Annotated in this window: 16 protein-coding genes and 7 pseudogenes; 19 read left to right on the forward strand and 4 right to left on the reverse strand. The window is 67.8% G+C overall.

Annotated features, from left to right (window positions below; translation table 11 throughout):
- Positions 1-34 precede the first annotated feature (34 nt).
- The 10 genes and pseudogenes from OG352_RS34170 (at position 35) to OG352_RS40130 (ending at position 10,445) form a co-directional block, all read left to right on the forward strand.
- A complete protein-coding gene (locus OG352_RS34170) occupies positions 35-628 on the forward strand; it encodes a sugar kinase (RefSeq protein WP_329222276.1) in 594 nt (197 codons plus the stop codon).
- 109 nt (positions 629-737) lie between these two features.
- Positions 738-3,638, forward strand: a complete 2,901-nt coding sequence (locus OG352_RS34175; protein WP_329224059.1) for a DEAD/DEAH box helicase — start codon at positions 738-740, stop codon at positions 3,636-3,638.
- Positions 3,638-5,686 carry an SWIM zinc finger family protein gene (locus OG352_RS34180; protein ID WP_329222277.1) on the forward strand — a complete coding sequence of 683 codons (2,049 nt, stop codon included), beginning with the start codon at positions 3,638-3,640 and terminating at the stop codon, positions 5,684-5,686. Before OG352_RS34175 ends, OG352_RS34180 begins: the two co-directional genes overlap by 1 nt.
- 731 nt (positions 5,687-6,417) lie before the next feature.
- On the forward strand, positions 6,418-6,564 hold the full coding sequence (locus tag OG352_RS34185) for a hypothetical protein (protein ID WP_329222278.1): 147 nt from the start codon (positions 6,418-6,420) through the stop codon (positions 6,562-6,564).
- A gap of 226 nt (positions 6,565-6,790) precedes the next feature.
- The gene (locus OG352_RS34190) at positions 6,791-7,963 is read left to right on the forward strand and encodes a hypothetical protein (RefSeq protein ID WP_329222280.1); all 1,173 of its coding nucleotides are present in this window, start codon (positions 6,791-6,793) and stop codon (positions 7,961-7,963) included.
- 507 nt (positions 7,964-8,470) lie between these two features.
- Positions 8,471-8,995 carry a peptidylprolyl isomerase gene (locus OG352_RS34195; protein ID WP_329222282.1) on the forward strand — a complete coding sequence of 175 codons (525 nt, stop codon included), beginning with the start codon at positions 8,471-8,473 and terminating at the stop codon, positions 8,993-8,995.
- A 392-nt stretch (positions 8,996-9,387) separates the two neighbouring features.
- A pseudogene (locus OG352_RS34200) lies at positions 9,388-9,585 on the forward strand (transposase); the annotation flags it as partial.
- A complete protein-coding gene (locus tag OG352_RS40120) occupies positions 9,548-9,964 on the forward strand; it encodes a CHAT domain-containing protein (protein ID WP_443072420.1) in 417 nt (138 codons plus the stop codon). The pseudogene OG352_RS34200 and the gene OG352_RS40120, both read left to right, overlap by 38 nt.
- A gap of 41 nt (positions 9,965-10,005) precedes the next feature.
- Positions 10,006-10,188 (forward strand): annotated as a pseudogene (locus OG352_RS40125) (CHAT domain-containing protein); the annotation flags it as partial.
- Positions 10,185-10,445, forward strand: coding sequence for a CHAT domain-containing protein (locus tag OG352_RS40130; protein WP_443072517.1), 261 nt, complete (start codon positions 10,185-10,187; stop codon positions 10,443-10,445). The pseudogene OG352_RS40125 and the gene OG352_RS40130, both read left to right, overlap by 4 nt.
- A gap of 613 nt (positions 10,446-11,058) precedes the next feature.
- On the opposite strand, the gene OG352_RS34210 is transcribed toward OG352_RS40130, so the two are convergent.
- Complete coding sequence (locus tag OG352_RS34210) at positions 11,059-11,337, reverse strand: hypothetical protein (RefSeq protein WP_329222283.1); 279 nt, start codon at positions 11,335-11,337, stop codon at positions 11,059-11,061.
- A 603-nt stretch (positions 11,338-11,940) separates the two neighbouring features.
- Here OG352_RS34210 and OG352_RS34215 point away from each other — a divergent pair.
- Positions 11,941-15,012 (forward strand): tetratricopeptide repeat protein, encoded by a 3,072-nt coding sequence (locus OG352_RS34215; protein WP_329222284.1) that lies wholly within the window; start codon positions 11,941-11,943, stop codon positions 15,010-15,012.
- Positions 15,013-15,014: 2 nt separating this feature from the next.
- Here OG352_RS34215 and OG352_RS34220 read toward each other — a convergent pair whose 3' ends face one another.
- The gene (locus OG352_RS34220) at positions 15,015-15,467 is read right to left on the reverse strand and encodes a hypothetical protein (protein ID WP_329222285.1); all 453 of its coding nucleotides are present in this window, start codon (positions 15,465-15,467) and stop codon (positions 15,015-15,017) included.
- A gap of 364 nt (positions 15,468-15,831) precedes the next feature.
- Here OG352_RS34220 and OG352_RS34225 point away from each other — a divergent pair.
- The 6 genes and pseudogenes from OG352_RS34225 to OG352_RS34250 form a co-directional block, all read left to right on the forward strand.
- Positions 15,832-16,401: pseudogene (locus OG352_RS34225) on the forward strand (transposase family protein); the annotation flags it as partial.
- 8 nt (positions 16,402-16,409) lie between these two features.
- Positions 16,410-16,484, forward strand: a pseudogene (locus OG352_RS34230) (DUF6243 family protein); the annotation flags it as partial.
- An 88-nt stretch (positions 16,485-16,572) separates the two neighbouring features.
- Positions 16,573-16,860 carry a transposase gene (locus OG352_RS34235; RefSeq protein WP_060902739.1) on the forward strand — a complete coding sequence of 96 codons (288 nt, stop codon included), beginning with the start codon at positions 16,573-16,575 and terminating at the stop codon, positions 16,858-16,860.
- Between the two features lie 23 nt (positions 16,861-16,883).
- Positions 16,884-17,774, forward strand: a complete 891-nt coding sequence (locus OG352_RS34240; protein ID WP_329224060.1) for an IS3 family transposase — start codon at positions 16,884-16,886, stop codon at positions 17,772-17,774.
- Between the two features lie 30 nt (positions 17,775-17,804).
- Positions 17,805-17,939 (forward strand): annotated as a pseudogene (locus OG352_RS34245) (DUF6243 family protein); the annotation flags it as partial.
- Between the two features lie 235 nt (positions 17,940-18,174).
- Positions 18,175-18,432 (forward strand): annotated as a pseudogene (locus tag OG352_RS34250) (transposase); the annotation flags it as partial.
- A gap of 160 nt (positions 18,433-18,592) precedes the next feature.
- Here the strand turns inward: OG352_RS34250 and OG352_RS34255 are convergent.
- Positions 18,593-21,970, reverse strand: a complete 3,378-nt coding sequence (locus OG352_RS34255; protein WP_329222287.1) for a type ISP restriction/modification enzyme — start codon at positions 21,968-21,970, stop codon at positions 18,593-18,595.
- Between the two features lie 244 nt (positions 21,971-22,214).
- Here OG352_RS34255 and OG352_RS34260 point away from each other — a divergent pair.
- Positions 22,215-22,428: pseudogene (locus OG352_RS34260) on the forward strand (VapC toxin family PIN domain ribonuclease); the annotation flags it as partial.
- Between the two features lie 3 nt (positions 22,429-22,431).
- On the opposite strand, the gene OG352_RS34265 reads toward OG352_RS34260, so the two are convergent.
- Positions 22,432-23,514 (reverse strand): hypothetical protein, encoded by a 1,083-nt coding sequence (locus OG352_RS34265; RefSeq protein WP_329222289.1) that lies wholly within the window; start codon positions 23,512-23,514, stop codon positions 22,432-22,434.
- 431 nt (positions 23,515-23,945) lie between these two features.
- Here OG352_RS34265 and OG352_RS34270 point away from each other — a divergent pair, with 431 nt between their 5' ends.
- Positions 23,946-24,086, forward strand: a complete 141-nt coding sequence (locus tag OG352_RS34270; protein WP_329222290.1) for a hypothetical protein — start codon at positions 23,946-23,948, stop codon at positions 24,084-24,086.
- Positions 24,087-24,100: the final 14 nt, after the last annotated feature.

Genomic DNA, 24,100 nt, shown 5'->3' on the forward strand with positions numbered 1-24,100 from the left:
CACCCCGTACCACCCGTACCACCTGGGACATCGCATGACAGCATCGCTGCCCCACCAGGCCGCGTCCCCCGAGGAGCCGCCCCGCCCGCCGGAGGACCGCCGCCATGTGATCCGCCGCAGAGCGCTCACCCTGCTGATCATCGTGCTGCTGATCGGTGTCCCGGCCGGCTACCTGGTGATCTCCGCCAACCAGAGCCGCGACAGCGGCAAGGACAAGGAAGCGAAGTACTCGGCGACCGGTCTGACCGCGGCCTGGCCGTCGAAGGTCCAGCGCCGCCTGTACCAGGTGCCGATCCCGCACCCTTCCAACCAGGTCGCCTACTACGAGACGAACAACTGGAAGACCAGCCGCCTCTACGTGCAGTTCCAGACCACACAGGCCGGCCTCGACCAGTTCCTCGCGGACATCGGCGTCAGCCGGGCCGACCTGAAGAGGGGCGACATCGCCATCAGCGCCCGCGACCAGCAGATCACCGGCTGGAAGTTCACGGGCCCCGGCTCCCGCCCCGGCGACGACTTCGGCATCGTCCGCGCGCAGGAGAACCCCGACCCGACGCTGGACGTCGTGGTGAACACCGGCAACGCGATCTACCCCTTCGTCTACGTCGTCTCGCGCACCGTGCCCTGACCGGACCGGACCGGACCGGAGCATCGGCATCAATGTCAGACCCCGCCCGTAGAGTCGAAGACGACTGATCCGACATGCGGGCGGGAGGTGGACACAAGGTATGAGCGCCATGATCGGCGAGACGGCTTCGGCCAAGCCCGGCTCGGGATCCGGCCCGGGTTCCGTCGCCGGATCCGGAACCGGCTTCGTCTCCGTGCGGCTCGCCGCCGTCTTCCTGCCCGCGGCCCTCCCGCGCGAGGGCCGCGTCGCCTTCTGGGACCCGTCGGACGGCCCGCCGACCCTCACGGCGGACGCGGAACACGCCGTACATGATGCTGAAGTCACGGAGCTCAGCGTCGTCCGGCGGCACGGCTCCTCGATCCGCCGTAAACAGGCCCCCGCCCTCTCCCTGCCGCTCGACAAGGCGCTCCCGCTGCTCGTGCGCGCGCGCCGCGACCCCGCCGCCCACCCGGCCACCGCCTGCTGGGGAGCCGCCGCGCTGCACGCGCTGCGGCTCACCGCCCGCGGCCGCCTGCTGCCCGGCCTGACACCCACCGGGCACGACGCCTGGCGGGCGGGGCCGCTGGACCCGGAGGACATCGCCCACCTGCGCGCGGTCGCCGCCGCGCTCCCGTACGAGGGTCACGCGGTGCCGCTGACCGGCCCCGGCCCGCTCCGGCTGCCGAAGCCGGAGGCCCTGATGCGGTCCTTCCTGGACGCCGTCGCGGACACCCTGCCCCGCACCCCGGCCGCGCCCCACGCGTGCGGGAGGCCCTTCGCGGACCGCCGGCCCCAGCGGCTGCCCGGCGCGCACGACTGGGCCGCCGAGGTCGCGGCCGGCATGGACGCGGGCGTGCGGATCTCGCTCCGTCTCGACCTGTCCGCGTACGACATGTTCGACGTCTCCGACGACGACGGCGGGCGGGGGCGCAGCGCGGGAGCCGCGATCGTCCAGGTGCACAGCCTCGCGGACCCGACCCTGGTGACCGACGCGGCGACCCTGTGGGCGGGCGGGGCCGACGCCGCCTTCGGGGCACGCGCACGCGTGGACGCCGCCCTCGCCGTGCGGCGCGCGGCCCGCGTCTGGCCACCGCTCGCCCGGATCGCCGAACAGGACGCACCGGACGTCCTGGCCCTCTCCGAGGACGAACTGGGCGACCTGCTCGGCGTGGCGGCCACCCGGCTCGCCGCGGCCGGGGTCGCCGTGCACTGGCCGAGGGACCTGGCGCAGGACCTCAGCGCGGCCGCCGTGGTCCGGCCCGCGCCGGGCTCGGCGACGGACGGCACCGGCTTCTTCGAGAGCGAGGAACTGCTCCAGTTCCGCTGGCAGTTGGCGCTCGGCGGCGACCCGCTCAGCGAGGCCGAGATGGACGCACTGGCGGAGGCCCACCGCCCGGTGGTCCGGCTCCGCGACCAGTGGGTCCTGGTCGACCCGGCGCTCGTGCGCAAGGCCCGCAAACGCGAACTGGGCCTGCTGGACCCGGTCGACGCCCTGTCCGTCGCCCTCTCGGGCACCGCGGAGGTCGACGGCGAGACCGTGGCGGCGGTCCCCGTCGGCGCCCTGGCCGCACTGCGCGACCGGCTCACCGCCGGGGTGCGGCCCGCGCAGCCGCCCGCCGGCCTGCACGCCACCCTCCGCGACTACCAACTGCGCGGCCTGGCCTGGCTGGACCTCATGACCTCCCTCGGCCTCGGCGGCTGCCTCGCCGACGACATGGGCCTCGGCAAGACGATCACCGTCATCGCCCTGCACCTGAAGCGGGCCCGCACCGAACCGACCCTGGTGGTCTGCCCGGCCTCCCTGCTGGGCAACTGGCAGCGCGAGATCACCCGCTTCGCGCCCGGCGTCCCCGTCCGCCGCTTCCACGGCGCCGACCGCAGCCTGGCGGACCTGACCGGCGGCTTCGTCCTGACCACGTACGGCACCATGCGCTCGGTGGCCCCGGCACTGGCCGACCAGTCCTGGGGCATGGTCGTCGCGGACGAGGCGCAGCACGTGAAGAACCCCTACTCGGCGACGGCGAAGGCGCTGCGCACGATCCCGACGCCCGCGCGCGTGGCCCTCACCGGCACCCCCGTCGAGAACAACCTCTCCGAGCTCTGGGCCCTGCTCGACTGGACGACACCGGGACTCCTCGGCCCCCTGAAGTCCTTCCGCGCCCGCCACGCGCGCGCGGTGGAGAACGGCGAGGACGACCAGGCGGTGGAGCGCCTCGCCCGCCTGGTGCGCCCCTTCCTCCTGCGCCGCAAGAAGTCAGACCCCGGCATCGTGCCCGAGCTGCCGCCCAAGACGGAGACCGACCACCCGGTCCCGCTCACCCGGGAACAGGCCGCGCTGTACGAGGCGGTGGTGCGGGAGTCCCTGCTGGCCATCGAGACGGCCGACGGCATCGCCCGGCGCGGCCTGGTGCTGAAGCTGCTGGGCGCGCTGAAGCAGATCTGCGACCACCCGGCCCTGTACCTCAAGGAGGAGACCGCCTCGGTCGGCGACGCCCTGGCCGCACGCTCCGGGAAACTCGCCCTCCTGGACGAGCTGCTGGACACCCTGCTCGCCGAGGACGGCTCGGCCCTCGTCTTCACGCAGTACGTCGGCATGGCCCGCCTGATCGCCGCCCACCTCACGGCCCGCGCGGTCCCGCTCGACCTCCTGCACGGCGGCACGCCGGTACCCGAGCGGGAGCGGATGGTGGACCGCTTCCAGAGCGGCGAGACCCCGGTCCTGGTCCTCTCCCTGAAGGCCGCCGGCACCGGCCTCAACCTCACGCGCGCGGGCCATGTCGTCCACTTCGACCGCTGGTGGAACCCGGCGGTCGAGGAACAGGCCACCGACCGCGCCTACCGCATCGGCCAGACCCAGCCGGTCCAGGTCCACCGCCTCATCACCGAGGGCACGGTCGAGGACCGCATCGCCGAGATGCTTCAGGCCAAGCGCGCCCTCGCCGACGCGATCCTCGGCTCCGGCGAGTCGGCCCTCACGGAACTGACGGACCGCGACCTGTCCGACCTGGTCAGGCTGCGGAGGGAGACGTGATGGGAGAGCCGGAGAAGGGCGAGATCGGGGCCGGGGCCGAGGTTTTCACGGCAGCGGCAGCGGCTGAGGCTGCGGCGCACCAGGAGCAGGGCATCAGGCCGGCCGACGAGGCCCGCCGTGCGCTGCGCGCGGCTCGGGAACGGCGGCAGGAACAGCAGGCGCGGGAGTCGTCACAGCACCCCGGAGACCCTGCCCCCCGGCCCGCCGACGCGGCCCGCGCGGCCCTGCGGCGCCCGCCGGCCCCGGCTCCCGCAGCGGCCCCCGCTCCCGAAGAGGGCACCTCGGCAGCCGACGCCGTCCCCGTCCCCGCAGCGGCCCCCGTTCCACCGGCGGATGCCGTCCCACCAGCCGACAAGCCGGGCACCCCGACCGCTCCGCCCGCCCCGACCGGCTCGCGCCCCGGGGACATCGCCCGCGAGGCCCTGCGCGCGGCACGCGCGCAAACGCGACAGGGCTCCGCCGAGACCGAGCCCAGGGAACAGGCGGGACGGGAGCCCGTACGCAGCGGCCCCCGCCCCCGCACCGATGCCCACCCCTCCGAAGCCCGGCGCCCCGGCCGTACACGTGACCACGTCGCCGATGAACGAGCCCGTGTCGTAAGGGAGTTGCTCGCGGACGCATTCCGGATGCCACCGGAGGAGACGCCCGAGCAGGAGCCCGAGCTCGCGCCGGAGACAGAGCCGGACCCCGGTCCGCAGATGGAGCCCGAGCCCGAGCCCGAGCCCGAGCCCGACCGGTACAACGCGCCCCCCACCCCCCGCTCCATGGCAGCCCCCTCCCGGGACGGCGACCACCGCCGCACCTTCCCCGCTCTCCCCGTTCTCCCTGCCCTCCCCGCTTTCCCCCCTCGCACCGGCGGAGCCTTCGCCGAGACCTGGTGGGGCAACGCCTGGGTCAGCGCGCTCGAAGAGGGTGCCCTGGACCCCAAGCGCCTGGTCCGCGGCCGGGGTTACGCCGAGCAGGGGCACGTGGACGCGATCACGGTCACCCCCGGGCTCGTCCTGGCGTACGTGCAGGGCAGCCGTCCCCGCCCGTACCGCGTGCAGGTGCGGCTGCGCACCCTCGGGGAGGAGGACTGGGAGCGTTTCCTGGACGCCGCCGTCGAGCGCCCCGGGCACATCGCCGCGCTGCTCGACAAGGAGATGCCCGAGTCCCTGGCCGACTGCGGGGTGCCGCTGCTGCCCGGTCCCGGCGACCTCGACCCGCACTGCAGTTGCCCCGACCACGGTCGCCCCTGCAAGCATGCCGCCGCCCTCTGCTACCAGACGGCGCGGCTGCTCGACGCCGACCCGTTCGTGCTGCTCCTGCTGCGCGGTCGCGGCGAACGCGAAGTGCTCGACGAGCTGTCCCGCCGTAACGCCACCCGTGCCGCCCGCGCCGCACAGGAGCAGCAACCGGAACCGCTGCCGGGCGTACGGGCCGTCGAAGCCCTCGCCGAACGTCGACTCCCGCCCCTCCCGGCCCCGTTGCCCGGGCCCCCGCACCCCGAGCAGCCCCCGGCGTACCCGTCCGCGCCGAACGGCCCCGACTCCTTCGCGCTGGACCACCTCGCGACCGACGCCGCCGCCCGCGCCCACGCCCTGCTGACCACCGGTCATGACGAGATCGGCGAACTGACCCTCTGGCAGGACGCCGTCCGTCTCGCCGCGTCCCGCCCCGGCTCCGGGCTCACCGCCACCACCCGCGCCCTGTACGCCTCGCTCGCGCTGGCCGCCGGCCGCACCCCGTCCGAGCTGGCGCGCGCGGTGGCCGCCTGGCGGCAGGGCGGGCCGGACGGACTCACCGTCCTGGAGGAGACCTGGGACCCGCCGGCCGGCCGCTTCGACCGGGCCCGCCCCCTCCTCCTGGCCGCCGACCTCCCCGCCTTCCGCCCCCGCCGCAACCACCTCACCCACCCGCGCGGCCACGTCCAGCTCCGCTTCGGCCGCGACGGCTTGTGGTACGCCTACGAGTCGGAACCGGGCCACGACGACTGGTGGCCACGCGGCACCCCCGACCCGGACCCGGTGGGCGCCCTCACCGGCCTCGGCGCCTCGGACGAGCTGTGAGCCCCGGAGCGATGCGCGGTGTGATCGCGGTGTGAGCCGCCGGAAGATACCGCACCGACGGGCCTCAGGAGCGGGATCTCCGGGAGGTCCCGGGCCGCGCGGGATGCCTCTGTACGATGCCTGACGCCGGAAAACGGCATGTGGAGGGAGTGTCGAGGATCTTCGCGCCACCGCCACAACGTGGGAGGGACTGCGCAGCGTTCCCACCCGACGCCGTGAGAAAACGTGAGATGTGAGAGCGTGAGTCGAGTGAGTGAGACGACTGCCGCACCCCTGCAATACCGCTTTGACGGTCCGGAAGACGCTCCGGTGCTGATCCTGGCTCCCTCACTGGGTACCACCTGGCACAGGTTGTAGAGACCGTCTTCGGGCGTCCACGTCAGTCCAGGGCGGGTGCGTAGTGGCAGGTCAGAGCATCGCTGTCCGGGGGAGTCGGCGTAGTTGGTGACAGACGTGTGACAGCGCCCGTGAGAGAGGCGTTCGACGGCAAGCCCCTGCAGACGCGGCCGGAGGGCGCTTCCGAGCGGGTGTGCTGCAGCTCCGGCGGTGGCACCGCACCCCCCGGGTTGTCCCCCAACGAGCACTTGACGCGAGGGCGTAGTGATGACACACGCGCCTGCGGTAGATGCGGCCGGGGCTCTTGGCGAGCAACAGGTCATAGCCTTCGCCTCTGCAAATTTGAACGCTTCTGGAGGTGTCTGAGGCGATGCCTGCCCCGCTTGATGTTCCGAATGACAGGCACGCTGGAGCAGAACTTCAAGAGCGTCCTGAGTCGTAACAAGGCCGGCGGGGTGGACTGGATCGCACGTACCGCCGTCTTCACCACCAAGATCCGCCAAGCCGTCGTATCCCAGAGCCGCTATCACATCGAAGGCTGAGCGCTCCAGCGATCCCCCCCGCCGACCGGTCTTGGTCCCAGCCTCGCGTATCTCGCACCTGCGCTCCCGTTGGAGACCAAACCGGCCGGTGGGCTTCCTCGGGTCGGCCACTTCAACAGGGGCCTGGAAGGTGTGAGAACGGTTGACTCGGTTGAGCCCTGCGGTCGTTGGGACGGAGTGGAAATGGAATGAGAATGGCTCGCGGAGCGACCTACGATCGTCTGTCATGGGTGTATACGTGAGCCGGGATCGGACGGATGCGGCGCCGAAGCGGGCGGCCGAGCCACAGGCCGAGTTCTTCGAGAGGGTCGCCGGCCCGTTCTGGGACCAGGTTCGGAATGTGATCAACGAATGGTGGTCGCGATTCCCTGACCAGGCTCAGCCCGGCCTGCTCAGCCGACTGCGGGACCGAAACTCCGACACGAACGTCTACTCTGCGCTGTGGGAGCTGTACCTGCACCAGATGTTGCTCGGTTCCGGTTGCAGCGTGGAGGTTGAGCGGCAGACGGGAACAGGTGGCTACAAGCCCGACTTCCTGGTTACTCGCGACAACGAGCAGTTCGTCGTCGAGGCGATCTGGAAGGCTCAGAAGCGCGACGCAGGGTCTTACCCGCTCCCACCGCAGTTGAGCGATGCCATCGATCGCTTGCCGAGTCCGAACTTCTTCGTATCGTGCGAACTGCACAGCGCCGGTACGGCAACGCCGCCGCAGAGACGATTGAAGTCCGGGCTGACGCGGTGGCTTGAAAGCTTGGACCCCGACCAGGTCATCGCAGACCACGAGCGCAAGGTGCCGCTTCCCAGTCACACTTGGCAAGAGGCTGGCTGGTGCCTCACGTTTCAAGCGATCCCCCGCAGCCCAGGCAAACGTGGCAATCCATCCAGCAGGACAATCGGCGTCTACCCCTCGGCATGGGCGGTCGAGGACGGGTCGGAGCGAGTGCTCCACGCCGTCACACACAAGGGCGGGAAGTATGGTGACCTGGAGCTGCCATTCATCGTGGCGCTAGGCCATGCAGCCGACTTCCCCGAAGATGAGGACATCGAGAGAGCGCTGTACGGGAGTACGGTTGAGTTCGCCTACGACAGCGGTTCGACCTTCAGCCGAAAGCCCGATGGTTACTGGACTGCCACCTACGACCATGCCCACAGCCGTGTCAGCGGCGTGCTCGTCGTGAACAACCCAGCACCTTGGACCTGGACGAAAAACACTCCCGTTCTCTGGCAAAGCCCGGACCCCGCCTCGCTTCCTGCCCCCATCTTCCCTACCTGGGCAACCGCGCAACTGGCTGGGATCCAGGTCAAGCGCCAGCCCGCGATTCGCTCCGTCCACACCGCTCTCGATCTGCCGGAACGCTGGCCGACCGGCGATGCCTTCCCCCGGAGTGCCCCGAGATGACGGCAGCGGCACCGTCGGTCTCGATAGCGGCACCCCGGTGAGATCACCTCATGTGCACGGCAGCGTTCGGTGGGGGCCTCTGCGTGGACTGGGGAGGCCGCTCGACCGGGTTCGGGGAGCATCCGTCGTACACGGGGCGGACGCCCTGATCGGTCGGCCGGCGCTGTGCCGCACCCGAACGTAATGGCCTGCCGCGGGCCGAAGGCTGGGAGGCGGATGTGGCTTGCGGGCGGGTTCTCGCCTGCCAGGCCCCGCTTTAGGCTGCAACCGCTCCGAAATCTGGCGATCTTTTGGAGGGTGCGCAGGATGAAACGAGCTCTCATGACCGCATCGGCGGCAGCAGCGTTGGTCGTGTCCGCGGGCAGCACCACTGCCTCCGCCCACAATGCCCCGCCGCGAACAACGCACGGTCCTTGCCAGTACACCCAGACCCCGGACGAGCCGGCGGCGCGGCCGGTTCCCCTGCCGCCCGACCCGCGGCACACCCTCAGTCATGGCGCGGTCGGTATGGCTGTCCGGACCAGCCAGGGCCCGCTCCCGCTGCGTCTGGACCGGGCGAAGGCGCCGTGCACGGTCCAGAGCTTCGTGCACCTGGCGCGGCACCGGTTCTTCGACCGTACGGTGTGCCATCGGCTGACGGCGTATCCGACGCTGAAGGTCCTGCAGTGTGGCGACCCGACCGGCACCGGCGAGGGTGGGCCGGGCTACGAGTACAAGGACGAGCTGCCGGTGGACCTGCCGCCGGCACCGAGCGATCCGACCGGCACCCGTCGCCTTTACGGGCGTGGTCTGCTGGCGATGGCCAACGCCGGGCCGAACACGAACGGTTCGCAGTTCTTCGTCGTCTACGGCGACTCCGCGCTGCGACCGAACTACACGGTGTTCGGCACGGTCGGTGCCGCGGGCCTGAAGACGCTCGACAAGGTCGCTGCTGGCGGAATCGAGCCAACTACGCAGGACCCGGAGCCTGTCGACGGCACGCCCGTGTTGAGGACCGAACTGCTCAGCGTCCGGCCGTCCTGCCGCCCCTGATGGACTGCGCTGCGGTCACCATGGGTCCAGCCACGTGTCTGGTCTCACGGTGATGTGAAGGAGCCGTTGCCGATGTCCGCACAGGTGACGTCGCCGATGCTGTCGTAGAAGGTGACGGACGACGGTTTCAACGTCACGCACGTCCGCAAAACCGTCGACGTCACCGAACGCCTCTGGAGGTGTCTGAGGCGATGCCTGCCCCGCCGATGGGCGAGTCCGGGCTCGGCGTCGCGAGTGAACAGGCTGCAGCCTGCCAGCGAGTCGGTGTGGCTGGGTTCCACCCCAGGAAAGGGCTGTCGGCCGTGACGCTCATAGGTAGGGCGGGTCATGCGGCTGTCCGTCAATGCCGGTCACGAGTGGCAACCTGGTCAGAACGGTATCCACCGATCCCCACACCGCTCGCGGTCCTGTTGACCGGCGGCAACCGCAACGATGTCACCCAGTTGCTGCCCCTGCTCGATGCGATTCCGCCGGTCCGCGGCCGGGTGGGCCGTCCGCGCCGCAAGCCCGACGCGCTGTTCGCCGACCTGGGCTACGACCACGCCACCTACCATGACCAGGTCCGCGACCGAGGCATCGTGCCCTCGATCACCGCGGGTGTGGTGGGCACCGGGCGGCCTCCTGGGCCAACTGCCCCTCCATGCCGTCGGCTACCACACCGACAGCGCCAGCGATCCAAGGCGGCGCACTGTCATGGACCGGGTAGTTTCCTCCTACACCCCCACCGTGCGCGCACTCCGCTACACCCGACGGCACCCTCCCGGGCCAAGGAGCCGCACTCAAGCCCTGATCGTCGCGATGCCCACCACCCCCGGACTTCCCGATCACGGTTGGCTAGACCACGTCGGCGCCGAGGTCGCCATGCTGGGCGACCGCCTACCCAACCACATGCTCCTTCGCGAACCCGCCCGGCCGACAGCAATCTCACCGACGCTCAACGTCCTCTACCGACCAAGGCCAACGTCCTAGAGTCCCTGCCCACATGCCAAATCGCACACTTCGCCTGCCATGGCGCGAGCGACCGCGCCGACCCGTCGAAGAGCCTGCTGCTGTTGCACGACCATGCCAGTGATCCGCTCACCGTGGCCAGCTTGGCCCCTGTCCGTCTCGACAACGTCCAACTGGCGCGCCTCTCGGCCTGCCACACGGCAGCAATCCATACCCCGAGCTCATCGACGAAGCCATCCATCTGACCGCCGCCTTCCAGCTCGCCGGATTCCCCCACGTCGTCGGCACCCTGTGGGAGATCGACGACCAGATCGCCGTCAATATCGCCGACGCCTTCTACACCAACCTCACGACCGATGAGGGCACCCTCGACGTCAGCCGAGCCGCCTACGCGCTGCACCAGTCTGTACGCGGGGTACGCGACGGCCACGACCTCTCCGGCCAATACGACCGGACCCAGACCCCCTTCCTGTGGGCCGCCTACCTCCACGTTGGAGCCTGACTTGGAACTGGACTAGACAGGTCCCACTGTCCAAGTCAGATTAAGCTCCTGCCGGTGTAGACGATCCTGACCATTACGGTCGCCGTCATGTGGGGCGCCGGCTAGGGCTTGCTCACTCACGCTGGGCCTGCTGGCGTGCCGGATCGGCCAGCTCTCCGAGCAGATCCGGGAGCGTGGACACTCGTCTGATCCGGCTCGTCAAGTGTCATGCCCCGCAGCTGCTCGACGTGGTGGGGATCGGTCCGGACACGGCCGTCGCTTTGCTGATCACGGTGGGGGACCACAACGCCTGGACAGTGAGGCGTCCTTCGCCGTCCTGTCGAGCGTTCCTGGGGACGCTGGCAGTTGCGTCGCCTCAACCGTGGTGGCGACCGTCAGGCCAATGCCGCGCTCCACCGCATCGTGTTCATCCGCCTGCGGGTCGACCCGCGCACTCCGGACTATTACGAGCGCCGGATCAAGGAGGGTAAGGCCCGTCGCGAAATCGTCCGTCGCCTCAAACACTACGCGGCCCGGGACGTCTTCCACCTGGTCGGACAGCTACAGCCAGGACCCCGCTCATAGGTGCTGTCGTCGAGAGCATGGCAGCAGACGCTGAGTACTGGTTTCGCACCTACACCTGGCTTTCCAGTAGGCGTAGCCGCCTCTCCATATTGTCGGCCTCGGTAATCTCGCCCTGGCTGCGGGCGTCCTCAATGCCTTTTCTGATTATTCCACGAGCCTGCTCGGTGAGCAGCTCCGGGTTCTGTTTGAGAACTCGCATGGCAGCTTGGTCGGTCGTGGCTCTCATGAAGCTGTTGATCCCATCAAACAGCGGCTGCATGAAAGTACCCACCACTTCAGCCATTTGACGGGCGAACTCTTCATCGCTTGGGTCGGGTTGCGTTGACATCGCGTCCCACCTCGCAGTAATCAGGAATGCAATCTAATTACTAGTGACCGCCTGAAGAGGCGAGCTCATCCCCTTTATCCAGACCAACACACTAGTGGACGCCCTGCAACTTTCCGAGTCTTTACCCGGATCGTCGGCAGGGTGCGGCCTCGTTGCGTTAGCGATCCTGTCGGGTGATGACGGAGCGGCTGATCGCGGTGTCCGAGCCTTTTGGATCACCAAACCCCGTTCACCGCGCGGGGAGCGTGCTACTTCACCAAGATGCGGCGGAGAGCACGTGGGCAGATCCTGGGAGTACTGATGATTTGGGGGTGAAGCTGCTGAATCTTTGGTTACAGAGGTTTCGCACACAATCGCGGTGGCGTAGATCAGCTCGGTGGTGTGAGGGCTAATTCCGACACACCGGTGACGACCGCGGGCCATCGGATGGCGTCGCCGAGCTGCGGCGACGCGGTGGAGTGAATTATGACAAATGCAGGCTCCCCAGAAGGGGCTGGCGCTGAGTACGGCGAGGATCGCGCTCGGCTAGAGAGGCTGCAGAGGGATAGGTCAGGACCACCTCAGGCTCAAGCCCGTGCGTTGCTTGAGTTTGCCACGGAGCTTGTGACTGCTGGCAATCTCGATGTCGGATGGCTGGCCTCGACTGCTGCCCTGCAACGTCTGGAGGAAGAGGAGGACACAAACTTCATACTCCGTAGCTACGCCCACATGCAGGTGGGTGGGCTAGCCATGATGCAAGGAGACCAAGAGCAGGCCCAGTTGCACATGGAACGGATGGGGCACTTTGCTGAAATTGCTGGGGATTCCGAGGCGCAGACACGAGCTGAGACGTTGCTCGCCGGCCTGGCCCAGGCCCGGGGCGACCTAGCACAGGCACAGCAGCACTGGGGTCAAGTGCTCCGCTTGAGCGCGATGGCCGAGGACGTGGATCAGCAAGCTGCCGCGAACTGGTTCATCGGCATGCTCGCAGTCGACCAGGGAAAGCTAGCGGAGGCAAGATGCCACGTCGAGCAGGTGCTGGAGTTGACGGAAAATCCGCTGCTACTAGGCGGGGCCGAGCTACTCCTCGGCGGACTCGCGCGGCGCCAAGGCAATCTTGTGAAGGCCAAGCAGCATGCGCGGCGATCGATTGAGTTGGCGGAGGCTGCGGATAGCGTGCTCGGGCGAGGGGACTCTTACCTTTTCGCGGCTCAGCTGTCGCGGGACGACGGTGAGCTGGACGAGGCGCAACAGTTTGCTGATCAGGCATTGAACCTGGCCGAGGCGGCCAACGACGAGCTGGAGCCTGAGGAGTCACTTAGATTCCTGAGCCAAGCCCACTGTGTTGTAGGGACGTTGGCCAGGGAACGGGGAGATCTTGCAGAGGGACAACGGCTTGCTGAAAAGGCGTTGGAACTGGCCGAGACCGCCGGAAGTCGTGGGATGCAGGCCGATGCTCACGACCTGCTGGCATTGATTTCGGGGCATGAATGGGGGGATCTATCCCGGGCACGGCAGCATGCGGAGCGGGCGTTGGAGCTGGCCGAGGCTACGGGTGATGTATTGCAGCAGAGTCGAGCCCAACACAAGCTGGGTGAGCTGGCCGGGCATGAGTCTGGTGACCTGACCCAGGCGCGAGAGCAAGTGCAGCGGGCGTTGCAGCTGGCCGAGGCCGCCGAGGACGTGTTCGAACAAGCCCACGACCATGCGATGCTCGGCGAGATAGCCCGGGTCCAGGGTGCCCCCAGCGTGTTTGAAGACCATGTGCAGCGGGCACTGGAGCTGGCCGAGGCTGTCCACCATAGGGTGGGTCAGGGCAACGCCCACCACCTTCTTGCGGAGCTGTACTACCAGCGGGTGGACGTCCCGCAGGCGCGAGAACACCTGGAACAGGCTCTGTCGCTTGCTAGGAGTGCTGGGGATACGCCGGAGCAGAGCAAGGCACACTTGATGCTCGGCGACCTCGCTCGCCTACGCCAGGAATATCCTTCCGCCCGCGATCATGCTCAGAAGGCCCTCGAGCTGGCAGTGGAGGCGGGGGATGATCTCGGTGCAGCCAAGGCCCATGTGGTCCTGTCGAATGCGCTAGTAGCGGACTCGCCCTGGGAGCTAGCGACGGCGCTCAAGCACATGATGGCAGCTATCCGCACACGGGAAAGAGTGCGACTGCGAGTAGGCAGTTCGGCCGACCGGGCGCGCATCCTCGCCGAATCCGCGGACTGGGACCAGGTAGCTCTGTCGCAGGCCGCAAGCCTTGGTGATGGATGGGCTGGCCTAGAACTTGCAGAGATCGGCCGGGGAGAGGCGGTGGCGCAACTTTTGCACTCCCGCGGCACTTACGGTGACGCGCCAGAACCGGTACGAGCCCTGCTACACGATCTGGACGAGCTGCACTCCCGCAAGGGGGCACTGTTGGACCCGCGGCCCATCGCTGACGAGCCTGTCATCAACCCGAGACTGCTGCGCGCCCGTAAGGAGGCCCAGGAGGAACTCGACGAGCGGATCGCACAACTCCACAGGGAACTGGCTACGGCCGTGGGCAGCGCGTTCCAGCGCGCCTTCACGGCTGAGCCGATTGCCGCCGACAGCTTGCGGGGGCGTCTGCATGGAAACGTCCATGCGCTACTGCTCAGACTCTTTCCATACAGCCAGGAGTCTGGCGGCCGGCTCCTGTACTCCGTGTGGGTACCTCCGGAACCCACCGAATCGCCAGTCATCGAAGAGAAGAAGCTAACCGCGGAGCAGGTCAACTGGCTGACCGACCTGACGAGTCCGAGAGACGCACACCTAGCCGGTTGGCGTCTACTAGAAGACACCGGACATCGCTGGCGCCGTGAGCTGGGCGAGTGTCTGCTGCCCGTAGGGCTGCGCACGCTCTTGAGCGACGTGAGCCGGAACACGGAAGGAGAACCGCCAACCCTGCTGATCGTGCCTAGCGGGGAACTTTGGGGGCTACCATTCGCCACCCTTGACGTTAGCGGGCGCTGCCTGCTGGATCTCGCTGCCCTAACCTTGCTGCCTGCTTTGCGGATGCTGCCCGAAACCCCGCCGTTGAGGAAACCACAAAAAGACGGCCGAGGGCCGGCACGAGCCCTGGCATACATAACCAGACCAGACGCGCAAGCCGAACGCGACCAGCTCGCCCACGACTACGGGAGCCAACTAGATGTAGAAACCGACCCCCAACAGCTGGTGACTAAGCTACGCAACGGCGACCGTTACCAACTTGGAGTTCTGTCCGTACACGGGGACGCGGAACTCGGACTGGCGCACAGCATCGAACTCCAGCGCGATCCACCCCACAAACTGTCCGCAGCCCGCCTCCTCGGCCTCAGCCTTCCGTCGCGTCTAGTGATCGGAGCCTGCTGGTCAACGCGCGTGTCGTCCGGCCCAGGCGAGGAGCCGATTGGACTGCCTACTGTGGCCCTCACTCGCGGCGCTACCTCGCTCACGACTGCGCTCTACCCGGTCCCAGACAAGGCCACGGGAACTATTCTTGCCGCCTATTACCAGCAACTGGCTGCCGGCGTGCCACCCGTTCACGCCTTGCGTAACGCGCAGAGAGGCTACGTCGTCGCTGCGCAGCACGACGATTCTCCCGATTGGGAGCTTGGAAGGACTCCTGGGTACTGGGCAGGGTTGACGCTGCTCACCATCGAACCCGGACCGCAAGGCTCTGGCGATCGGGATGGATGACCTCAGCCACCTGCAGTCTCGCCAGCGTCTGGGTGCCAGAGCCAGCACTTCGAGCCATGGTTGAAGCTCAAAGTTCCGGACCCGAAGCGTGACAGATCCAGACTGTGGAGTTGCTCATACGCTTCTTCGGGAAGACCCGGCTCCAGGAGTACCCGCAGCTCCGTTTCCCTGTCCTGGAACGCCGCTTTGCGACCTCCGGCACCGGACGCTTGGAAAAGATCCTCAATTGCTTGCCGAAGTGCTCGGTAGGCATCTTCGCCCATGCTGCTGAGAAACGCCTGCAGCGGGAGAATTACAAGAATTAACAACAGCTCGATACTGCGCACATTTGGGCGAGGGGTAGGGGTATGGACGCCCAACGCCGACAACGTATCGAGGAGATGCTGACTCATGTCTCTTGGTATATCTTCACCGAAGAAGCTGACATCTGCCTCTATCACATCTGACCTGCTCACGAACCCTCCTTCGCGCCCGCCGTCTGGGTAGTTGGCGAGCAGACATCGGATTGCGCCAAGTGACCTCCCCCCACCAGGTCAGCACACACTCGTGTGCCTCGCACCCTTTGAACAGCGCATCGGGGCAATCCCCGAATGCCGCATAGTCTGGATTGCTCCTTGAGGCAGCTTGCCAAGCTCCACTGGCGCATCGAGCACGACTACCGCGAGATGAAGCAGGCCCTGGGGTTGACCCAGGGCCCTGATAGTTTGCCCGGTTCGTCTGAACTTGGTCGGTTGATGTCGGCCGCGAGCCCCGGCCACAGTCGAACACGACCCCTGTGGATCATGGAATTCTCTACGCTTCAAGATCCACGAAGGTGCCGTGCTCGTCCCGCTATCATCCCTCATGCCTGTTCCCGTTTCCCGCGCACCCCGTCTGCAAGTCCTGCGTGAGGGCGCCGCGCGGGACCAAGTCCGCAGTCTGGCCGTCGAGTTCGAATCGCTCACCGATCCACGCGGAGCCAGCGGGGTGCGCTACCGGCTCTCTTCCCTGCTGGCCCTGGTGGTCTGCGTGAGGACGCCCGCGGGACACGATTCGATCACCGCGGCGGCGGAGTGGTGCTGGCGGGCGGCCCCCGAGGAACTGGCCGCCTTCGGCCTGCCCTACCACCCGCTCCTGGGCCGCTACCGGGCGCCGAGTGAGAAGCCCCTGCGCAGCGTGCTGTCACGCCTCGATCCCGCCGAGCTCAGCGCGGCCGGATTCGCCTGCCTGACATCCCTGCTTCCCGACGAGCGCGCGACTCCCGCGCCGCTGATGCCCGACGGCGGCCCCGAGCGCGAACAGCGCCGGGCCTACCAGGCTGCCGCACAGGCCGATCCGGTGCGCCGCAGGCGCCGGGCGATCGCGGTGGACGGCAAGTGCCTCGCCGCCCGTCCCCCAAATCATTGCCGGGAGAACTCGTGACCGTGAGCAAGAACATCAACAACCCTGTGGGCATGGGCGGCGGCCAGCGCAAGACGCTGTCCCGGGCCGAATGAGGTTCCCCCTGCCGGCCGGACAGCTTGATACTGGGACGGATGGTCCCGGAGGAAGCAGTCACAAGTAGTGAGTAACAAGAGCAACATGAGCAAGCGGTACACGGCCGAGTTCAAGCGGGACGCGGTCGCCTTGGCGTTGTCCTCGGAGAAGACGGTCACCGAGGTCGCGCGGGATCTGGGCGTGAGTCCGGAAGGGCTGCGCGGGTGGGTGAAGCAGGCGAAGGTCGACCGCGGTGAGGGGCCCGCCGGGGCTTTGACCACTGCGGAGCGTGAGGAGTTGGTCCGGCTGCGGCGGAAGGTTCGCGAGCAGGAGGCCACGATCGAGGTTCTGGGAAAAGCGACCGCCTTCTTCGCTCAGGACAAGATGAGGTAGACACCGCGGCACGGTGTCGTTTCATCGATGCGGAGAAGGCGTCGGAGGGTAATCCTGCAGGTCAAAGCGTTGCGTTTCTGTGCCGTGTGCTGGGAGTGCCCCGTTCCACCTACTACGCGCACAGGGCGTCACGGCCGGCCCGGACGGTGCGGGAGCGGGCGGAGGAGGCGCTGGTGGGCGAGATCCGGGTGCTTCACGCCGGATCTCGCGGTGCCTACGGGGCCCCGCGGATCCACGCCGCCCTGCGGCGGGCCGGGCGGGTGGTGAACTCCAAGAAGATCGAGCGGCTGATGCGCAGGCACCGGGTCGTCGGGATCACCCGCCGCCGGCGGCGGGGCCTGACCCGGCAGGCGAAGCGGGCGGTGTTCGCGCCCGACCTGATCGGCCGGGACTTCACCGCGCCCCGGCCCGGGATGCGGCTCGTCGGCGACATGACTGAACTCGGCACGCTGGAAGGGAAGTTGTATCTGGCGACCTGTATCGATCTCGCGACGCGGGAGGTGGTCGGCTGGGCGATGGCCGACCACCACCGCGCCGAGCTGCCGGTCGCCGCCTTGCGGATGGCGGCCGGGCGTGGCGGCCTGGAGCACGGTTGCGTCATGCATACGGATCGCGGCAGCGAGTACACGAGTGACGAATTCCGCAGCGAAATACGCAAGTTGCGCATGAGGCAGTCGATGGGGCGCGTCGGCTCTTGTTACGATAATGCCGCCGCGGAAAGCTGGTTCGCCATCCTGAAAGCGGAGATCGGGACGACCATGTGGGAGACCCGCGAGGCCGCCCGGGCCGACGTTTTCCGCTACGTCGAGGTCGAGTACAACCGCAGCCGGCTCCGTCGGCACCCCGACTACGGGTACGTCACCCCGCTCGAAACGAGATCCTTGCTCAGGCAGAACCTCGTCCCGGCAGCGTAAACACCCGCTGTCCAGTTCGCGGGGGGAACTTCAGAACGGCAGAACAACGGTCCGCACCGCAACCTCGACCGCCAGGGTGCAGCCGACCAGAAGGCGGAGCTGATGCGCAAGATGCGCGAGAAGGCAGGCGCAGCCGAGGGCGCCGGGCAGACGAGCGACGACACCGGACTGCGACGCGCGGTCCGGGCCCTGCTGCCGTACCGGGCGTGGCCGGTCCCGCTCAGCTCTCGGCCGAGCATCCGCGTCTCAGTCGACCACCCGGGGCGGCCGCAGATTCAGCAGCCCCGTCACCGCCAACACCCGAGCTGCATCAGCAGGATCAGCACCAGCGCGTTCCCCGTGCCCAGCCCGGGTGACACTGTCAGGAGGAGCGTGCAGGGCGTCCTTCACCGCTTAATTCGGGGTCAGTCCTGTCGAGCGTTCCTGGGGACGCCGGCAGTTGCGTCGCCTCAACCGTGGTGGCGACCGTCAGGCCAATGCCGCGCTCCACCGCATCGTGTTCATCCGCCTGCGGGTCGACCCGCGCACTCCGGACTATTACGAGCGCCGGATCAAGGAGGGTAAGACCCGTCGCGAAATCGTCCGTCGCTTCAAAGGCTACGCGGCCCGGGACGTCTTCCACCTGGTCGGACAGCTACAGCCAGGACCCCGCTCATAGGGGCTGTCGTGACAGGTGAGGATTCCCGTCGGATCGCTCCGGCGGGGGTCCTGCGTAGACGGGGACCTGATACAACGACGCCCCGCTGGCTGCGGCGGGGCGTCGTCGTGCAAATATTCCGTTGATGTTGCGGGCGTCAGGCACTCAGGCCGGACGGGTGTCAGTCCGAGAAGTCGAGGCTCTCCTGACCAGGGCCGGGGGCGCGTCGAGACTTCCGCGGCGGTTTCGGTTCCTTAGTTGCGTAGGCAGGTACGGGCAGGATGCCCTCGCCCCGTAGGTCGTCCGTGCTGATGAGCGGGCCGCTGCTCACTGCATCCAGCAGCCGGGCCTGTCGGGGTTCGAGGGCTACGAGGAGCCCGAGCGCGTTGATGAGGTCAAGCAGATCAACGGTCCACCGGGCAGGCCAGGTCGGGGGCAGGATGTCATTCAACGGGGTCTGTCGTTCCACGTCTGGCTTGCGCTTGCGGAAGCTGAACCACTTGCGGATCACCTGCACCCCGCCGATCCGATAGTCCCAGACTTCCGGCGCCACCGGACGTATGCAGCCCGTGCCCACCGTGAGGGTTCGCGTGGACGCGTCGTAAGAGATGTCCGCGGGTAACCCGTCGTCCTCTCCGATCACGACGACGCATTCCGGTTGTTCCTCGGGGGGAAGCCTCGGGGACGAGCCAGGTGAACTGTCGTGGTGGGAGGCGAAGCGCTGGCCGTACGTGTGGATCCACACCGTGCGCCTGCCCACTTCCACGAGCTCCGCCCATAGAGCCGGGTCGCGTGTTATAGGGATACGGACACCGCGCTCGGCGAGGTTCGCGGCGAAGCGGCGGGTGTAGCCGCTGTGGCCGGCTGTTCCCGCGATGTACGCGAAGAGGTCCTCGGCGGTGACCGTCACGCCGTGCGTCTTGGTGAGAAGACGCAGCAGGCCAGGGGTGACGTTTGGTTCAGCCTGGTGAGTGTGGCGGTAGAGAGGGGCGACGCGGCCGCCTTCGGTGCCTTTGAAGTGGTGCATGTCGGGCAGCAGGGCAGTGAAACTCACCGCCGGCCCCGGACGGCCTGATTCCGTGTGGAGTTCGGACAGGTAGATCTGACGCTGGTCGTTGTGGGCGAACCACAAGGCCGGTCGCGGAAAGTCGATCACTCGTCTGTCCGCGATGATGTACTGCCTGTCGAAGGTCATCCGGCCGTAGGGAACAGTGACCGGCAACGTCTCCTTCTCCGCGGCAAGGCTGTCCCTTTCCTGCTGGCCGGGCAGTGGTGGTTCCGGCTTATCCGGACGGCGGTCTCTGGTTGTTTTCAGCAGTGCGGCCTTGTCCTCCGCTGGGGCTTGGACGAGTCTGCGCCACCGGCTCTCCAGGACGTCGCGGCTGGGTGAGACGGGCCAGCTGCGGTTGTTCTTGTTGCCGGAGCTCGTCCAGGGCAGTAGGGCATCCACCGGTGGCATTGCCGACCACTCGGAGTCGGACAGGACGTGAAAAGGCGCGGTCCACTGTGTGGGGCAGAGTTGCCAGGAGGTCCCGTCGCGATGGCCGTCGAGGCCAAGCCCTTCCAGCCAGTTGAACTTCTCCTCGCGTGTGCCCGCGGGGACGTCGAGTCGCCAGACCCGCGCCGGTGTACTCGCGTCCGGGGCGCCATGGCGGACGAAGACGGCGATGCAGATCTCCCGCTTGACATCCTGGAAGACACGGGTGCGCGTGTCGGAGTAGGCGCCCTCGGGACAGAGACCGATGACCCAGCCCTCGTCGGCGGCCTCGCGTAGGTAGTGGCGCATGCCGGCCGAGCCCTCGCTGTCCAGGTATCCGGAGTTGGTGATGAGGGCGACGATCCCGCTGGGGGCCTTCGGCGCTCCCGAGGCGGTCAACTGGTCGAAGACCTTCCAGGTGGACCACGCCCAGAAGTAGACGTAGAGGTTGTCGAGGGCGTATCCGACGCGTCCGTTGTCCTCTGGGTGGAAGCGGGCGAGGATCGGGCCCTGGCCGTTCGGGTTGCCCTCGGTGACCCAGCGTCCGACGCCCGACTGTCTCGCACCCCGCAGGTAGGGTGGATTGCCGATGACCACCATGACCTTCTCGTCCGCCTTGATCTTGTTCGCCATGCGGCGGTGGCGGGCGATCGCCTCGTACATGAAGCCCAGGTGGTGCTCGACGGCGGGATCGTCGAGTGTGTCGGCCACCAGAAGCCTCGGCGGGCGGCGCGTGATGTCGGCGTCGTGGGACCGGAAGGCGTGGTGCACACGGAGTTCGGCGACGGCGTACGGCCCGGTCTGTTTCTCCAGCCCGGCCAGTCGGCCCGAGAGTTCCCGGAGAAGCCCGGACTTGAGCGTGCTGCCGTACTTCAGTGTCAGGGACTTGGCGACGTGGTCGATGATGTTGATGAGGAAGGTCCCGGTGCCCATGGCCGGATCGACGACGGTGACGTCCTCGCTTCCGTAGCCGTCCTCCTGGCCGAGCCGGTCACGCAGCACTTCGTCGGTGAAGCCGACCATGAAGCGGACGACCTCGCCGGCCGTGTAGTACGTACCCGTCCGCCGTCGCAGTTCCGGGTCGTAGGCGCTCAGAAAGCCCTCGTACAGGTGGAGGTAGGTGTCTCCGGTCTCGTCCTTGAACATCTCGGGGTCGACGGCCGATAAGACGTCGATCAGCGGGTCGATGATGCCCCGCAGATCGTCGAGGGCGTCGTCCGTCAGCACCGCCAGCGCCTTGCCCATCAAGGAATGCCGCTTGCCCAGTCGGATCGCGACCTCGGGGAGCGTGAGCCTGCCCAGATCAATGTGTTCAAGACGAGCCAGCAGCATGGCAAACGTCAGCGTCTGACTGTATTGGTCCGCGAACTCTTCCGGGCGAGCGTCGGGGAAGAGCAGGTCCTTCCAGTTGTCGGCCAGGATTGAGAACGCAGCGTCAGCCTCCCCGTGCTCCTCGCGGGTGAGGCGTTCGGTGACCTCGTCACGCAGCAGGGCGCAGATTCCCGCGATGCGCTTGACCAGTTCGTTGATGCTGTCGTGGACGATGGGCGCTGGCAGGAAGAAGTGTGTGAGGGTGCGCTCGAACCCGGTGTCCGCGACGACGAGTTGCCGGCTACCGGAATCAAGGTCTCCGACCAGGATTCCGGTCGGGCCGACCTGTACGCCGAAACGGTAGACCGCCCACTGGTATCCGTCGGTGTACAGCACATTGTGGAGTGCCTTGATCTTCTCCCACTGTTTGCGGTCGTGGCTCTTCACCGACCACTTCTCCGGATTGGCCCCCGAGCCCGGCTGCTTCAGCTCGACGTGCCCTATGGTCCTGCCGCCGCAGGCGATGGCGAAGTCGGGCCGGATCCCGAGTTCCTTGATGCGACTCTGACCGTGGACGATGAGCTTGAGGCGTTGCCGCGAGGCCATGCCGCGCAGCAGATGCTCCACCGGCGCGGTCAGGGTGTCCTCCTTACTGCTGACCGCCCCTGCGGGACCTTGCAGCTTGGCCCTGACCTCCTCGCCGAACTGGGCAACGAGGTCCGCTACCGATCCGGTCGTGCCCTTTCCCGCCCTGACGTCCCCTCTTGCCATCGGCCCCCCAAGGTTGCACCCACGCCGACGATCAGACCCATACATAATGCCCATGACATCTCAAGCAGCAAACACCAGTGGATGTAGGTTGATTGGTGACAAGCCGCCAAACCCTCGTGCACGTAGGTCGGTTGGAGCGTGAGCCGGGAGTGCGTCCCGGGCGTGCATCAACGTGCGGAGCGCAAACGGTGGACGATACGGCGATCTTGCTGGCACGCTGGGGCGATCGCGGGGCAGCGTGCGTGCGTCAAACGAAGCCATCATGGCTGCGGGGCTCCGGTATGTCCCCGCTGCTGCTCTCGGAGATTGACCACGGCGCCACCCGCGAGCTGGGCCGTGCAGCGGCGCTCAGCGCGGTCGACGACATCCGACATTGGGTGCGACGAGGCCGTGCCGTGCTGTCTGAGATCACGGATGATCATCTGAGTGCCACCCAGTCGGTGCGCGCCCGCTATCGCGGCTCAGGGGCCGTAGGGGCTCCAGTGCCCGAGGAAGGGTTTCAGGTCGTCGGCCCGTGGGTTGGGGATGTCGGGCAGTCGGGGCGGTGTGTTCAGTGGGTCGAGGCGCTCCACAGTGGCTGCTGCCCAGCTGATCCATGCTTCGGCTTCGGTTCTGGTCTGCCCCGGTGGCATGGCCTCGACGCGTGTGCGTACCGCGCTCACGTACTCGGTCAGCCGGGTGGCGTGGCGCCATGCCGCTTCCTGGGCTTCGAGGTGCCTGACGCGGTACGCCTCCGCGTACCGGATGCGGGCTTGTTCCATGGCGGCTTCCCAGCGGATCCGCTTCTGGCGTGCCGCTTCGGCCTCGTCCCGGCGTCTGCGTTCGGCGGCTTCGCCGCGCAGCGTGACCTCCTGTGCGATCTCGGCGAGCTGCTCTTCAAGGGGACGGCCTGGGGTGTCGGCCCATTCGCTCGCTCGGTGTGGCTGGCCGCCGCTGATGATGAAGCGGAGGCGTTCGGACGGCGTGTAGTCGAAGCGGGGGATCCTGACCCAGGAGTACTTCTTGGCGTCGGCGAGTTCCTTCTCGGTGGCGACGTGTTCGGCCCGGTCCTGCTCCTGGAGAACAAGAAACCCCACGGTCTGGCCCTGAACGGTGATGGTGAAGTGAGGATGTGCCCTGCGGCGGCGATGAGACGGGGGTGCGAAGCCGGTTTGACCGGCCGAGCAGGTGCGTCCTGCGGCCTCGGCGGCGGTGATCAGTGCCTGGATGAGTCGGAGAGCGCGTCCTTGGACGGGCCTGGTCAGGCCGAGCGGCTGGCGTTCGTTCTGTATGGCCCGGACCACGGTGTGCGGGCGGGTGAGCCGGGCGGGCACGGGGACGGGTTCGAGGTCGGCAAGGCGCCAGGCGGGGATGTCGACGAGCTTGATCTCGTACCCGCCACGGCGCCAACGCCCGTACAGCTCCTTCGTCTCCGGAATCCTTCCGGATCTGCGTGCCGCGGCGACGCGGGACGGCCACTTCTCCAGGTCCGGACCGCTGCCGAGCTTGACGATCTGGCCGCCTGCCTCCGCGAGCTCTTGCAGCAGTTGCTCCGTGAATGTCATGTGACGCTCTGGAGGAGGGCTTGGCTTTCGCGCGGAGGCTGGAGTTTCCTGCGCTCGGGGGGACGGCGGTTGTGGAGCAGCGGCCTGGGTCTTCCGCGGGCGCGATCCACGGGGAGGGTATGTGCCGTGCGCCAGGTAGTGTCGGCCGGCGCTTGTCAGGGCGACGTTCCACTGCCCACCCTTCCGGGAGACCAGGACCAGGCCGCGGTTATGCAGTGCCTGACAGGTGGTCTTGTAGGAGCTGGTCTCCCAAACGCCGGCAGGGCACCCGTCTTCCACCCACTTCAGCACCGACAGTTGCCGCTCATTGACCTGCCGTTCCAATGGCCCGCCTTCGACTCGAGGTTGAGGTACGACGGTGGCACGGTGTCAGTTCCGTTTGTTAGCGGCGGGTGGTTCGAAAGCATTTCGCTCGAACGAGCGGGGCTGACGTGGACCGTGTCTACGCGGCGATGGCGCGTATCGCCGACCGGTGCGCGGCCGGGTCTTCGACGAAGGGAGCGATGAGCTGCCACTGTGCGGGCGAACTGGGTGTCCGTGCGGCGGCGATCTACGCCGTCGCCGTCAGCTAGTTCTCCGCGCGCTG

The sequence above is a fragment of the Streptomyces sp. NBC_01485 genome, assembly GCF_036227125.1.
Taxonomy (GTDB): domain Bacteria; phylum Actinomycetota; class Actinomycetes; order Streptomycetales; family Streptomycetaceae; genus Streptomyces.